This window comes from Bradyrhizobium sp. 27S5 (assembly GCF_037217225.1).
Lineage (GTDB): Bacteria > Pseudomonadota > Alphaproteobacteria > Rhizobiales > Xanthobacteraceae > Bradyrhizobium > Bradyrhizobium septentrionale.
In genome coordinates, this window is record NZ_CP147714.1 from 6,178,105 (window position 1) to 6,190,823 (window position 12,719).

The 12,719-nt window shown below is 62.3% G+C and carries 18 protein-coding genes; 7 read left to right on the forward strand and 11 right to left on the reverse strand.

The features are described from left to right. Positions 1-636 precede the first annotated feature (636 nt). The 3 genes from WDM24_RS29220 to WDM24_RS29230 form a co-directional block, all read right to left on the reverse strand. Positions 637-888 (reverse strand): hypothetical protein, encoded by a 252-nt coding sequence (locus tag WDM24_RS29220; protein WP_338828243.1) that lies wholly within the window; start codon positions 886-888, stop codon positions 637-639. A gap of 307 nt (positions 889-1,195) precedes the next feature. After that, positions 1,196-1,450 (reverse strand): hypothetical protein, encoded by a 255-nt coding sequence (locus tag WDM24_RS29225; protein WP_338828244.1) that lies wholly within the window; start codon positions 1,448-1,450, stop codon positions 1,196-1,198. A 4-nt stretch (positions 1,451-1,454) separates the two neighbouring features. Continuing rightward, positions 1,455-1,616: a hypothetical protein gene (locus WDM24_RS29230; protein WP_338828245.1), complete on the reverse strand. Its 162-nt coding sequence runs from the start codon at positions 1,614-1,616 to the stop codon at positions 1,455-1,457. A gap of 709 nt (positions 1,617-2,325) precedes the next feature. On the opposite strand from WDM24_RS29230, the gene WDM24_RS29235 reads away from it, so the two are divergent. Next, positions 2,326-2,511, forward strand: coding sequence for a hypothetical protein (locus WDM24_RS29235; protein ID WP_338828246.1), 186 nt, complete (start codon positions 2,326-2,328; stop codon positions 2,509-2,511). A gap of 103 nt (positions 2,512-2,614) precedes the next feature. On the opposite strand, the gene WDM24_RS29240 is transcribed toward WDM24_RS29235, so the two are convergent. Continuing rightward, positions 2,615-2,917: a hypothetical protein gene (locus WDM24_RS29240; RefSeq protein ID WP_338832463.1), complete on the reverse strand. Its 303-nt coding sequence runs from the start codon at positions 2,915-2,917 to the stop codon at positions 2,615-2,617. A gap of 249 nt (positions 2,918-3,166) precedes the next feature. Between WDM24_RS29240 and WDM24_RS29245 the strand changes: the two genes are divergently transcribed. Further along, positions 3,167-3,427, forward strand: a complete 261-nt coding sequence (locus WDM24_RS29245; RefSeq protein WP_166305536.1) for a hypothetical protein — start codon at positions 3,167-3,169, stop codon at positions 3,425-3,427. 24 nt (positions 3,428-3,451) lie between these two features. Here the strand turns inward: WDM24_RS29245 and WDM24_RS29250 are convergent, their stop codons facing one another. Then, positions 3,452-3,805, reverse strand: coding sequence for a phasin (locus tag WDM24_RS29250; RefSeq protein WP_029079996.1), 354 nt, complete (start codon positions 3,803-3,805; stop codon positions 3,452-3,454). Positions 3,806-4,034: 229 nt separating this feature from the next. On the opposite strand from WDM24_RS29250, the gene WDM24_RS29255 reads away from it, so the two are divergent. Further along, on the forward strand, positions 4,035-4,220 hold the full coding sequence (locus WDM24_RS29255; protein ID WP_029079997.1) for a hypothetical protein: 186 nt from the start codon (positions 4,035-4,037) through the stop codon (positions 4,218-4,220). A 79-nt stretch (positions 4,221-4,299) separates the two neighbouring features. Here the strand turns inward: WDM24_RS29255 and WDM24_RS29260 are convergent, their stop codons facing one another. The 3 genes from WDM24_RS29260 to WDM24_RS29270 form a co-directional block, all read right to left on the reverse strand. Then, positions 4,300-4,503 carry a hypothetical protein gene (locus tag WDM24_RS29260; RefSeq protein ID WP_029079998.1) on the reverse strand — a complete coding sequence of 68 codons (204 nt, stop codon included), beginning with the start codon at positions 4,501-4,503 and terminating at the stop codon, positions 4,300-4,302. A gap of 134 nt (positions 4,504-4,637) precedes the next feature. After that, entirely contained in the window at positions 4,638-5,771 is a 1,134-nt protein-coding gene (locus tag WDM24_RS29265; RefSeq protein ID WP_338828247.1) for an alpha-hydroxy acid oxidase, read from the reverse strand. Between the two features lie 166 nt (positions 5,772-5,937). Further along, on the reverse strand, positions 5,938-6,957 hold the full coding sequence (locus WDM24_RS29270) for an AraC family transcriptional regulator (protein ID WP_338828248.1): 1,020 nt from the start codon (positions 6,955-6,957) through the stop codon (positions 5,938-5,940). Positions 6,958-7,020: 63 nt separating this feature from the next. Between WDM24_RS29270 and WDM24_RS29275 the strand changes: the two genes are divergently transcribed. The 4 genes from WDM24_RS29275 to WDM24_RS29290 all read left to right on the forward strand — a co-directional run bounded on the left by WDM24_RS29275 (position 7,021) and on the right by WDM24_RS29290 (position 10,124). Next, positions 7,021-7,734, forward strand: coding sequence for a hypothetical protein (locus WDM24_RS29275; RefSeq protein WP_338828249.1), 714 nt, complete (start codon positions 7,021-7,023; stop codon positions 7,732-7,734). Beyond that, entirely contained in the window at positions 7,734-9,026 is a 1,293-nt protein-coding gene (locus WDM24_RS29280; protein ID WP_166305521.1) for an MFS transporter, read from the forward strand. The genes WDM24_RS29275 and WDM24_RS29280 overlap by 1 nt, the downstream gene beginning before the upstream one ends. A 94-nt stretch (positions 9,027-9,120) precedes the next feature. Next, complete coding sequence (locus WDM24_RS29285; protein ID WP_224496868.1) at positions 9,121-9,807, forward strand: YqcI/YcgG family protein; 687 nt, start codon at positions 9,121-9,123, stop codon at positions 9,805-9,807. Further along, entirely contained in the window at positions 9,804-10,124 is a 321-nt protein-coding gene (locus WDM24_RS29290; RefSeq protein WP_165124956.1) for a cupin domain-containing protein, read from the forward strand. The genes WDM24_RS29285 and WDM24_RS29290 overlap by 4 nt, the downstream gene beginning before the upstream one ends. A gap of 23 nt (positions 10,125-10,147) precedes the next feature. Here the strand turns inward: WDM24_RS29290 and WDM24_RS29295 are convergent, their stop codons facing one another. The 3 genes from WDM24_RS29295 to WDM24_RS29305 form a co-directional block, all read right to left on the reverse strand. Further along, complete coding sequence (locus WDM24_RS29295; RefSeq protein WP_084518393.1) at positions 10,148-10,330, reverse strand: hypothetical protein; 183 nt, start codon at positions 10,328-10,330, stop codon at positions 10,148-10,150. A gap of 365 nt (positions 10,331-10,695) precedes the next feature. Beyond that, the gene (locus WDM24_RS29300) at positions 10,696-11,958 is read right to left on the reverse strand and encodes a CoA transferase (RefSeq protein ID WP_338832464.1); all 1,263 of its coding nucleotides are present in this window, start codon (positions 11,956-11,958) and stop codon (positions 10,696-10,698) included. Between the two features lie 313 nt (positions 11,959-12,271). Continuing rightward, on the reverse strand, positions 12,272-12,694 hold the full coding sequence (locus WDM24_RS29305) for a GFA family protein (RefSeq protein WP_338828250.1): 423 nt from the start codon (positions 12,692-12,694) through the stop codon (positions 12,272-12,274). Between the last annotated feature and the right edge of the window lie 25 nt (positions 12,695-12,719).

Below are 12,719 nucleotides of genomic sequence, written 5' to 3' on the forward strand. Positions count from 1 at the left end.
CGCCTTTCGGCGGTACCCCGCACCAGGCGCCGGATGGGTGCTTCCTTGCTGGCCAATTCCGGTGATGGGTCATCGGGCGGCGCAACGAGCGACTGCGTCTCGTAAAGTGGTCGCGACGATGTGGCCGATCCCGGCGAAAACTGTCCGCCGGTGCCGAACCGGCCGAAGGCGCCGGCATGGCTTGGCGACGGACTGAGATAGTTATAGCCCGGATAGCGCGCCGCAGCCTCGCGCGGCAACAAGCTGCTTGGAGGAGACGCAGGATCATTACGCGAGTTCAGCGGATCGCTGCCGTAGAGATTTTCTCAGTAGGCACGGTCTGAATCATAGATGGCCTGTGCTTGAGCGTGGTCGAGGAGGCCGCGAAACTCTTTCTGTATGCGATCAACGTAAGCCTCTTTGCGATTTGCCTTGGGTATTGAAAGTAGACCGATCGATCCAGCAATTGCCCTGCCAGCAATTGGCGCGTACGACATACAAAATCTCGGTTCGATCCGACGTCAATATGCGCCACGGGCTATCCCAATCGTTGCGCACGTCTGAGGTGGTCACAGGCCTAGTCCACTTAGGCTCGTCCGCGACGGGCGTCTGCGCTAAGGAATAGAGCGTATAGGGATACGCCGACTGGGACGCAGCTCAGTGAATGAAGAACAGACCCAGCATAAACCCGGCACAAAAAACCAATAGCCCGATCAAGGTGGCGAAAGTGCCTTCGATTTCCAGGCGACCGTCTTCGCGATACCGATAGCCGAGCCAGTTGAATTTGTGAGAATCGAGGAATGGGCCGACCCGGACCTTACCGAATGAGACGATCGGCAACACCAGCCGAGCTATGGCGAAACCCAATAGCCACCAGATCGATTCAAAGGTCGAGAGCAGCACTGTCATACTCATTGCCCGGAGTACACGACGCCTATCGGCCATGGCCATCACATCCACCGATATGAGATCAGCCGCTACCGACCGAGCAGGCCGCATCATCGCACAATAGTACCATTCCGCTCGGACACGCCACGATTGATATCATGCCGGCTAGCACGTAGGTAAGAGCAACCCCGCAGAACAGGACACACGATGCTGCGAGCGGTCACGATAGCGATCCGGGCTCTCGATGACGTGATTGAACGTGTCGGAAGGACCCTCGACAAAGCTAGCCAAGCGATCCGCAGAATTGGACGGGCCGCGGCCTCCGCTCTCAGGTATCTTCACCCTCAGCCTCCTCGGGTTCGACGATGACCCGCTCGATGCGGTGCACAAGTTCGAGCGCGCCGTCGCCGTTTTCGATCGCCTGCGGCGCTTTGCCCCAACCGCGATCGAGGATGGCATTGGCGGCGGAGACGCGGGCAGCCGGGGTTGCACTGGTCGATCGCATCACGCCGACCAGCGCGTTGATCGCGCTCCGCGTATGACTCCGCGCGAGTGAACGGATCTGGGTGATCGACTTCGCCAAGCTACTACTTCTCCTGCCAATCGGAGGGGAGATACTCACTCGGGGCCGTATCGGAGCGATCCGTGTCGGGATCGGGCAGCACCGAGCGAAATGCGATCGTGGGGAAGTCCGTTCGATCACGCTCATGGCGCGGTCGCGGAATGAACTGAATGATCTCGGCGCTCATGCAGCCTCCCATAGGGCGAGAGCTACGAGGCCCGCGAGCGCGAGCGATATCAGATAGGCGGTCATACGAACCTCGCTGAATTGGTCCACCGCGCGCAGCGCGAGACCATGGAATGAATGTGCGGCAGGTCGCGCAAAATGCTGCGACCGTTTGGGGCACGAACCTTATCCCTGACGAGTGGGGCCGCGGGCGGCGCCGGCTTGCGCCGCGCCGCAGGACCGGCGCGTTCGCGCGCACCGGCCAATTTCGTGGTTCGGACGGCGGCGCGCTGACGACGCTCAGGCGATGGGCGGGAGGATGTGGCGTCGTGACGTTGCGGCCGCCGTCCGATTGGTGAAACGGCAAACAAAAAGCCCGCCGCGGATTGCTCCGCGCGGGCTCAACAATTTCGGAATTTTTGAATTATGCAGCTGAGTTGCCCGACGTGTCAAACCTTTTTACGAGCTGAATGCGATCGGTAAAATTCAACGCGTCGGCTTCGACGGTGGGAAACCGCCTTGATCGAAAGTTTGCGCATGATCTGGAATCGCAACATAAGTTGGCGTCGATCGGCCGTATGCTTGTTGCGATGATGTCAGTGTGCCGCTGAGTTGCCCGACGCGTCAAGTGGGACAAGCGGTTCATATTTGGACCGACATCAATTACGGTTTTCGGCTCGCGCCGGTCGAACCGGCCCGCGCCGTACGTTGATTGCAGGGAGGAAGCGTCGATGTATTTCGTTGCTGCCGTGCTCGCGGTCCTGTCCGGCCTGTTCTATGCCGCAGGCCATCATCAGATCGGTTCGCTCGGTACCACCATGTGCCAGTATGGCGGCTTCTTTTGCGACGCTCCGGTGCTGGTTCTCGTCGGCGCCGGGTTCGCCGCGACGTGGGGCATGCTCGTTAGCGTTCGCTGATCATCGCTTGATACTGCCGACAGTGATCTTGTGCCGCTGAGTTGCCCGACGAGTCAATTCCTGCGCTTCGCGTCATCGGACGCATCTCCACGAACGCCCGCATCTATTGCGGCGGGATTGGGTTTGCCGGTTGCGCCGGCTTGGGGCCAGGTGGAACGGGCTCAATCGGCGCCTTCGGCTCGGTCGGCATGACCGTTGCGCCGGCCGCACGCGCCGCCTCGCCGGTCGTCGAGTAGTTGGCGGAGGCGGCCGGCTGCACCTTCGGCTTATTCCATGGACCATGGTCGACGATCAGCATCCCGAACACGCCAAGGATCGCAACCACGGCTGCAACCACCAGCGGCATACCGCCGTGCCGATTGCGATGCCTGAGCGAACCACCTTCCATTATGCCGTGCGCTTGCATTGTCATCATCGTCTCCTCCCCGGAAACAAGCCGCGACCCGCGCGTAAGTTTCCGGTTCCCTGACGTGAAAGGACGGCATGTCGGTGGAACCAATCCACGGCTGTGGCATTTGCACGATGTACGGCCGCCACCTGCAATTCAAAACGGCGCCTGTCGCGGATAGCCCGAGGTTCATTGACCCGCTGTTCAAAGCATGTGCACGCGCGGATGCAGGTGGCGGCCACCTGACCTTTAGTGAGATCGCGGCACATGAGCTCCGAGACACCCGAGTCCCCCCTGCAGCCCACACTGGGCGAACGAGCGATCGACGCTGCGACGGACGTTTCGCGCACCATCACGGAGGTGTCGGACGGACTGCGAGCGGCTGCGGATCGGCTCAGCGACGCGATCGCAACCTCGCGCCGGCCGGGCGGAGTCCTTGCCACGGTGAGCGCGGTCACGCGCGAAGCGCCGCTCGCCAGCCTGTTCGTCGCGTTTCTGCTCGGCGTTGCCGTCGCGCGCCGGCGCTAGGCTCGACGCGCTGCGAAAGCCGTCCTAGAACTTGCCTTTGGTGGCGTCCTTGGTTGCGGACATGACGCTTCCGCTGATCTGCCGCATATGTTCGCCGGCGTTAGTGAACTGGCTGCGGAGGAACTCCGACTGGATCCGCATCGCCTCCTGCAGATCGGTCGCGTGCACGAGCTTGCGCGCATGCTCGAACGCCGCCTTCATGTTCTGCTCGGTGAACGACAGCGCCTGTTTGGAAATCTCGGTACCGGTGCCCGGCATCGCCGTCATCGACTTGCTCGCGGCGTCAAAGAACAGGCTGAAGGCCTTTTCGGCCTGGTCGATGGTCTTTTCCGCGAGATCGCGCAACTCGGCGGGAACTTCAAGCTTCGGCTCAATCATGATCGCGCCCCCTGAAATAAGCGTGGGGCAACGTTAGCATAGTTTGTGACGGCGTCAGCGCCGGATCGCCAGCCATGACAGGCCCGCTCGTTCCAGCCCCCGAGGAAAATTTACCTAGCCAGGGCCAGACCGCATGCGTAGCCGATTCCAATCATGTCAGCACTGTGGCATAGTGATTCGACTTTCTTCGTTGGTCGCGTTCGCGTCTCTTGGGGAATAAGGGGATCCGATGCTGCGCGCCGTTCGTCCGACACCGACCTGCACCCGATTCAAGACCAGTATCGAGATGCCGTGCATGAAGTGCGGCACGCAAATGCGGCTGACCTTGATCGAGCCGCGCGACCAAGTCTACGACGTGCTGACCTATCAGTGCACGCCCTGCAATTCCGGCGAAAGCTTTCTGAACGCGCGATAAAGCGTTTTCACGCGAAGTGGATACTAGAGCCCCGTTCCGATTCCATCGGAACGGATAAGGCTCTAGGCGGCTACCCCGTTCAGTCGCTCAACACCGCAGCTCCCGCCGGCGTCAGCACGGGCTCGTCGTCATGCAGTTCGACCAGACCAAGCTCGGTCAGGACGCGCAAATCCTCGTCGCTGATCGGGGACAGTCCGAGCCGGCGGGCCTGGATATCCCGCAGGGTCCAGCGCAAGCCGATCGCGCGTTCAAGTGAAAACTCAGCGAATGGATTATCTGCCATCCGCCTCGACTAGTGCGGCATTTGGATCAGACTTTGTCTTTGCCGCGGCGGCTTCATGGACACCACAGATTGATAGCGAACTGGCGCGACCGAGGCGCCCGTGGGCCCCGATCGCGCTACCGCTTCGTACCAGTTCAGTAGCGGTAGGGATCGATATCGAGCAGCGGGAATGCGCTGAACACGCTCGGCAGATTGGTCGGCGGCGCCGGGTGCAGATAGGATTTGTCCAGTTCGGCAAAGCTGGTGACACCGAGCAGCCCGAGGCACCGGATTACCTCGTCCTCCAGCAATTCAAGCATCCGGACAATGCCCGCCTCGCCGGCCGCGGCGAGCGCCCAGCACTGCAGACGACCGGTCCCGACAAGGTCGGCGCCCGAGATGATGGCCTTCACGATGTCGGTGCCGCGGCAGAACGAGCCGTCGACCATGATCTTGGCTCGCCCCGCGACGGCCTGGACGATCTCGGGCAGCACATGCATGGAGCCGCGGCCGTGGTCGAGCTGGCGTCCGCCGTGATTTGAGACGTAGATCCAGTCGACCCCGTGATCGAGGGCGATCCTTGCATCTTCGGCGGTGGCGATGCCCTTGAGGATCAGCGGAATCTTGAACTTGTCCTTGATCAACTTCACGGTCCGCCATTCCAGACCCTTCTGGAAATCGCCGCCGGTGGCGCGGATACGGCTTTCACGGACGTAGCGCTTGGCGATGTCGCGCTCGCGCCGGCTGTAATGGGCGGTGTCCACGGTGAGGCAGAACGCGGCATAACCGTTGTCGATGCTACGGCTGACCGTGTCCTCGACAAATGCGTCGTCGCCACGCACATAGAGCTGGAAGATGCGCAAGGCGTCAGGCGCGGCCTTGGCCGTGTTCTCCAGACCCGGCTCCGACACCGAGCTCAGCATATGCGCCGCGCCGAACGTTCCAGCTCCGCGCGCAACGGCTGCACCCGCATCGGGATCGAATATCTCGAGCGCGCCGACCGGGGCGATCATCACGGGAAGCCGGAGCTTGCGGCCGAAGACCTCGACGGAAGGATCGACATCGATGACGTTGCGCAGGACGCGCGGCCGGAACGCGATCTCGTCGAGGGCCATTCTGTTGCGGCGCATCGTGGTCTCGGTCTCCGAGGCGCCGACGATATAATCCCAGGCGTTCTGGTTCAGCTTGGCGCGGGCCTTTTGCACGAATTCGTGCAGGTTTTGGAATTCCTCGCCGCTGGCGCCGAGCTCGACATTGCGCGTCTGTTGAATGGGGGTCCCGTCATTCATGGTGTTTCTTCTCCCGATTTTGGCCGGCACATTAGCCGCAGACAAACCGGAAAAGCTACCGCCTTGAACTATGAATCCGGCCAGCGAAGGCCAGCTATTCGCTCGTGAGATAGATCAATTTCGACACCAAGCGCCCGGCGTCCGGGCTGAGCCAGTCAGAGGCGAGCTAGCTGCCCGAAAACCGGTTTCGGTACTCGGTCGGTGACACGCCGAGGTGGCGCAGGAAGGCCCGCCGCATTCGTTCGTCATCGCCGAATCCCGCGCGCTTGGCGACTTCGACCACGCCGCCGATCTGACGGCTTTCGAGCAGCAGGCGCGCGGTCTCCACGCGCAGCGCCTCGACGCCGCTTGCGGGCGTCATGCCGGTGCGGCTGACATAGGTCCTGGCAAAGGTGCGTGGCGTCATCCCGGCCTTTTCCGCGAGGGTCTCGACCTTGAGGTCGTTAGTGATGTTCTCGATGATCCAGGCATGCAGCGCGCTGAAGCGTCCCTCGACGTCCGACGCCTGGGCCGCGAGCACAGTCGAGAACTGGCTCTGACCGCCCGGCCTCTTGAGAAACACAACAAGCCGGCGTGCGACATCGAGCGCGGTGGTGTGGCCGAAATCCTCTTCGATCATGGCAAGCGCGAGGTCGATACCAGCGCTGACGCCGGCTGATGACCAGACCCGCCCATCCTTGACGAAAATCGCGTTGGGCTCGACGCGGATGTTGGGGAAGCTGTCCTGCAAGCGCGGGCAATACCGCCAGTGCGTTGCAGCACGCTTGCCGTCCAGGATTCCGGTCCAGGCCAGCGCAAACGCGCCGAGGCATACCGATGCGATACGGCGCGCCTTCGGCAGCGCCTCCGCAATCCAGTTCATCAACTTGGCGTCGTTGCGGAGCTTCCAGATGCCCGGCCCACCAGGGATCACCAGCGTATCGACCTCGGCGGGCGCAACACTGTCGATCGGCGCCGTGTCGATCATCATGCCGACATCGGTCGGCACCAACCCACCGGACGCCGACAGGTAGGACAGCGAGTAGTCCGGCCCGGGCAGCTCGATCGCCTCCAGCTCCGCGAACACCTGGGCGGGCCCGGAGATGTCGAGCAAGGTCACGCCCGGAAAGGCGACGATCGCGATCCGCCGCGTGGCTTTCTTGTCGCGCGGCTCCGGCCGGGGCGCTTTGGCAGCTTTCGAGGGCATATTGTCCTTTAAGCCATTCGAGGCTGCCCTGTATAGGTCGCGATGGAATTCTGGAGTTCTGCCATGTCGCGAAATCTGGGCAGCGGATACGAGGCGATCAAATCGCCTTGGGCGGATTACGCGATCTACAGTCTACCCGACGCCTCGCGGATCGAAGCCTGCGACCGTCAGCCGCTGATGGACGCCATGAACGGCATCATTGCCATCAACTGGCAAGCCCGCGAGCCGCACTGGACCGCAACCTCCTCGCCCTTCGACAAGAAGTACAGCCTGATCCTGGTCTACGACGGCTCAGGCCTCGTGGCCTTCTCGGTTTACCGCATCCTGCAGATGTCGGCCGGACTTGGAATCTACCGCAGCGGCACGGAAGTGCTGCCGGCGCACCAGGGCCGCGGCTTGTACGGCTTCTTCACGTCGGAAGTCCTGAAATGTTCGGGCGCCGCTGCGAGAGCCGACGGCAACGTCCTCTACGGCTGGCGGACCCGCAATCCGATCGTGTGGGCAGCGAACGCTAAGATTTGCGAAAAAGTGTCTCCATCGTTGCTCGACGATGCACAGGATCCCGCGTTGCAGGCGGCCTGTGTCGAGATGTGCACCTCGCTCTATCCGGGCAAGCCGCTCGAACTTCCCGACATGATCATGCGCGGCGCCTACGGCCACATTAAGCACCATCGGCAGACCTACCATGGCACCGCATCGCTGGTCGACGCCGCGATGTCGCGCAAGATTCCGAATTCAGCGGATGCCCTTTTCTCTGTCGGTTACGCGAGGGTTTGATGTCGATGCTCGGACAACAGGCGGTATACGTCCCGACGTCGCGCTTCACCGATCGCGCCTATCTGGCCTGGACGGCGGTCGCGATCGCCTATGCCATCGCGTTCCTGCAACGCGTGTCGCCGCAATCGGTGAGCCTCAGCTTCATGCACGACTTCGACACCGACGCGGCCGGTGTTGCGATGCTCGCCTCGAGCTATTTCTGGGGCTACACCTTGATGCAGATTCCGGCCGGCCTTCTCGTCGACCGTTTCGGCGTCAAGCGCGTCGTCCTGGCCAGCATGATCGCCTCGTCGCTCGGCAGCGCCGCATTCGCGCTAGCGCCGAACTTGCTCGACGTCTTTGCCGCTCGGCTGATCGTCGCCTGCGGCGACGCGCTGGTCTTCACCGCCCTGCTGAAGCTCGTCGCGCAGAGCTTCGCCGACGAGCGGTTCGGCATGATGTCCGGCATTTCGCAGGTGTCCGGCTATGTCGGCGGCGTGATCGCGACCACGCCGCTCGCGGCCGCGGTCTCGGGCTTTGGCTGGCGGTCATGCTTCCTGTTCATCGCCTGCATCGGACTTGCCAATCTCGCTTTCGCCAAGCTTGCGCTCAAGCCGGATCCGGTCTCGCACAGCAACAAGACGCTGAAGGGCGTTGCCATTGCGGCACGACAAGCGCTGGCCCATGTCGCGAACTGGGGTTGCGCAATGACGTTTGCCTCGCACTTCGCGGTCGTGACGACGCTGTCGGGCGTCTGGGGCATTCCGATGGTCGCGCACTTCTTCCATATCTCGCCGACGGCCGCCGGCACACCGCTGCTCGCCTTCATGATTGGCAATGCGCTCGGATCGATCTTCCTCGGTCATGCCGCCGACCGTGCCGCCGCGGTACTCGACCGCGCGCTGATCGGCATTTGCGCGCTGCGCATGCTCCTGATCGCGATGCTGCTGCCGCCGATCGCCCAAACGTTTGGTCTTGCCTACGTCACCGTCGTGTTCACGGCATTGGGCCTCGTTGCCGGCGGCACGGTTCCGCTGGTGCTGAAATGCGTCAAGAAATTGTACACGGCGGACCTGATCGGTGTCGGCGCCTCCGTGAATACCACGGCTGCCGGCATCTTCGCCGGCGTCGCGCAGCCCATCATCGGCTTCGCGATGCTTGCCGCCAGCAGCGCCTCCGGGACCGACGCCGTGCACAACACGGCCGTGATCGGTGATGGCGGCTACAGCGCCTTGATTGCCATTCTGCTTCTCATGTCACTGCCGGGCATTGCCGGGCCGCTGTTGATGAGAAGCAAGTTGATAGCTCGTTAGTGTCGTTAGGAGTCGAGGGGGTGTTATGGAGCGCTTGTTTTTGAGAAGAGGCGAAGTCGCGTCAAACTTTCCGGTCAGCAGCTGGCAAAGCGTGATGTTTTCCGAGTTTGAAGCGCAGATGAGCAGCGAGGCGAGGCCGTTCCCTTGCGTGTTCGGGGTGACCGGACATCGCCAGGACCAGCTCCGCTACCTCTTCCTTGATCCGTATGATGTGGCGGTGCTTGGCGAACAGCTCGGACAATATGTCTCGGAGGCGCGCTCGTTCGGTCCCAACACCTCATTGATCGTCTTCACGCGGCCCCGCCCGGTGCAGACGATCGACGCCTATTATCGCAAGATGTGGCTGACGCTCGACCAGCTTGCGCGGCTGGACAAGAACCCCTGGCCATCAGAGATTCCGGAGCAGATCGACCATCCGATGTGGGAGTTCTCGTTTGCGGGCGAGCCGATCTTCGTCGTGTGCACAACGCCCGCGCATGTGATGCGCCAGAGCCGCCGGTCCAGCGCCTTCATGCTCACCTTCCAGCCGCGCTGGGTGTTCGAGAAGATACTCGGGACGGAGAAGGCGGCGAACGCTGCGTTCGCCGAGGTGCGCAAGCGCCTGATCCCTTACGACAGCGCGAGCCCCTCGCCGCTGCTTGGCCGCTACGGCGCGTCCGACGGCCGCGAGTATCTGCAGTACTTCCTGGACGACGACAACAATGCGAGCGCCGGCTGCCCCTTCGCCAAGCTCGCACAGAACAAGACGCCACCGATCGCGAACAAGGAACAGGCAGCATGACCCAGATCATCGCAGGCGCGAAGACTGAATTTGCCATCGATCCGGAGATCCTGAACCTGCTCCCGGCGCAGGGCTCCGTCGAGCTGCAGCATGATGCGGCCGGCAAGGTGCATCACTTCCATACCCATCCGGTCGATGAAATCCTGATGATCATCAGCGGCCGGCTGAACTTCATCTGGGATGGCGGCGAACGGGTCGTCGGCGCCGGCGACACCATCCTGCTGCCTGCCGGCACCCGACATCAATCCGAAGCGCTCGAAGGCGGCGCGATCTACGTGATCGCGACGCAGCCCCCGGCCAAACCAATGAACAACTGACATCCAGGGAAAACGCGAACACCTCAGGACAGTGGAGGGTCGCGCGGCGGTTCAACCGCCAAACGTTCGACCAGCTCGATGACCTCGGAACGCTGGTCGGGCGCAAGCCGAAGGAAAGCCTTCAACAGTCGCAGGCTTTCCAGTGTTTCGCTCGATGGAGCTCCGAGCTTGTTCTGCAGCTCTGCAACATATGTGGGATTTTTCATCTCGCACCTTAAGTGAGGATTACGAATGGCATACCCAGGTAAACGTGAAGGCTTGGCCCAGAAGGTCGACACCGCAGCGCAAGAGGCCGAACGCCTCGGCCTGACCACGGCAACCCTTATACTCCGGATGGCCCGCCTCGAGATTGATCGGGCGGAGCCCGAGGAAGTTGAAAGTATGCCAAGGAACAACTTGCGCAGCAAGCCGAACTGAACTCCCGAAAACGGACCGGTTCCGGCTCCGAGGCCGCCGGCATGCGCCCGAGGCCTGTGACGTCTGAACGACGTCCTGCGAGGCGAGAGGCTAGCCTCTCGCCTGCGCTCAGGTTGCCTTGCGAACATTCGATCTTCGGTGCAGGCCAGCCACGCTAGCCGGTGTTCCCTGCCTTGCCGAACGCGCCCGCCTCGGCCAAGGCGGCCATGCGCTGGTCGTCATAGCCAAGCGTCTTGCTCAACACATCCCGCGTGTGCTGACCGAGCAGCGGAGCCGCAACAGGATCAACCGCCGGCGTCAGGCTCATATTGACCGGCGACTCGATGTTCGGAACCGAACCGGCGGTCGGATGCGCGATTCTGCTCAGACGATGCCGATCGCGCACCTCGGGTGCGTTGAACCCTTCCTCGACCGTCCGCAGATAGCCAACCGGAATGTTTGCCTTCTTCATCTTCGCCATCCAGTGCTCGAGCGTGTCGCTCGCGAACACGCTGGCAATGATGGCGCGGAGCTTCTCCTTGTTGGCCGTCCGGGCCTTGCGGTGAGCAAATTCGGGGTCAGTGACGAGATCCGGACGCTCCAGCACGTCGGTGACCAACCGGCGATAGAGCCGATCATTGGCGCAGGCCATGTAAAGCGGACCATCGGACGCCCGGTAGACGCCGACGGTCGGCGAACCGTTCGGAGAATTGCCGAAACGGCCCGGGTTGTTGCCGTTGATGAGATAGGCCATGCCGTAGAAGCCGGTCATTGAGACCGCGGTGTCGATCAACGCGACCTCGACCTGCTGACCGCGTCCGAGCCGATCGCGCGCGATCAGCGCCAGCAGGATGGCGTTGCAGGCCGACATGCCCGTTGCCATGTCCACGATCGGCGGCCCGGTGCGCACCGGCTCGCCATCCGGAAAGCCGTTGAGCGACATGAAGCCGCTTTCCGCCTGGGTGATCGGGTCAAAACCTGGACGTAGCGCGAAATCGCCCTTGCGGCCGTAAGCGGAGATCGAGCAATAGATCAGCCGCGGATTGGTCGGCGCCACCGACGCATAGTCGAGACCGAATTTCTTCATCACGCCGCCGGAGAAATTCTCCACCACGACGTCGGCCTTGGCGATCAAGGCGCGCGCGACCTCGAGCGCGGCCGGATTGTTGAAATCGAGCGCAATGCCGCGCTTGTTGCGATTGAGGCTCAGATAGGCCGCGCTCTCCCCGCCGATTTCGGCGTGCTCGTAAGCGCGCGTATCGTCTCCGCCGTCCGGGTTCTCGATCTTGATGACCTCGGCCCCGAAGTCTGCCAGCGTTTGCGTGCAGGCCGGGCCGGCGACGACGCGGGTGAAATCGACAACCAGCAGCCCATCGAGCGCCGTCGGAACTCCCTCCCCGCGCGGCGCGCGCCCTGGCAATTCTGGTCCGGTCATGATCTGACGCTTCCTTGTTATTTTGTCAGGCGAAATACGACGGCCCTCCCAGGACCGTCACTGTACGCCTTTCTAGCGGAAGCCCGTCACCAAAACCAAACCCGGATTTTGCAGGGCGGGACCTTCGCCTGACATGGCTGTCATCAGCAGAGAAGGTCCCGCGGTGCCGGCAGCACCGACACGGTCGGACCATTCGAATGTCGAGGAAGACTACCGGATAGCGGGTCCGTGAGAGCTTCCGGCCAGCGGAGGAATGTAGATTCGATGGGTGGCGGCGTCCGGCCGCCACCCGCTTTCGTCATCGAGAACCGTCGTGCTATTCGGCGATCATTTCGCCGGACCCGCCGAACTCGGCCGGAAAATCCTTCAACTTCGGCAGACCATCGCGTATCGGCAGCACCGCCTCGGCATAGTTGACGTGCACGCCAGGGCTGAATTTCAGCGTCGGGATCGTTGCCGTGAAGACGTCGACGAGCCCAAGCGTCGGGTGGTTGGTCATCAGGTGACCGCCGCACTTGGTGCAATATTTGCGTTGGCTCATCGCCGTCTTCTCGAATGTCCCGATATGGTCGGCGCCCTTGGTGACCTCAACCGCCTCAGGCTTCCACAGGCTGAACGCATTCACCGGACCGCCGGACCAGGAACGGCACGAGCGGCAGTGGCAGTAGCCCATCGCCTCAGGCTCTCCGGTGACCTTGAGTTCGACGGCGCCGCAAAAGCAGTTTCCAGTGTGATTCATCGGTCGGTTCTCCTTGGGTGAATTT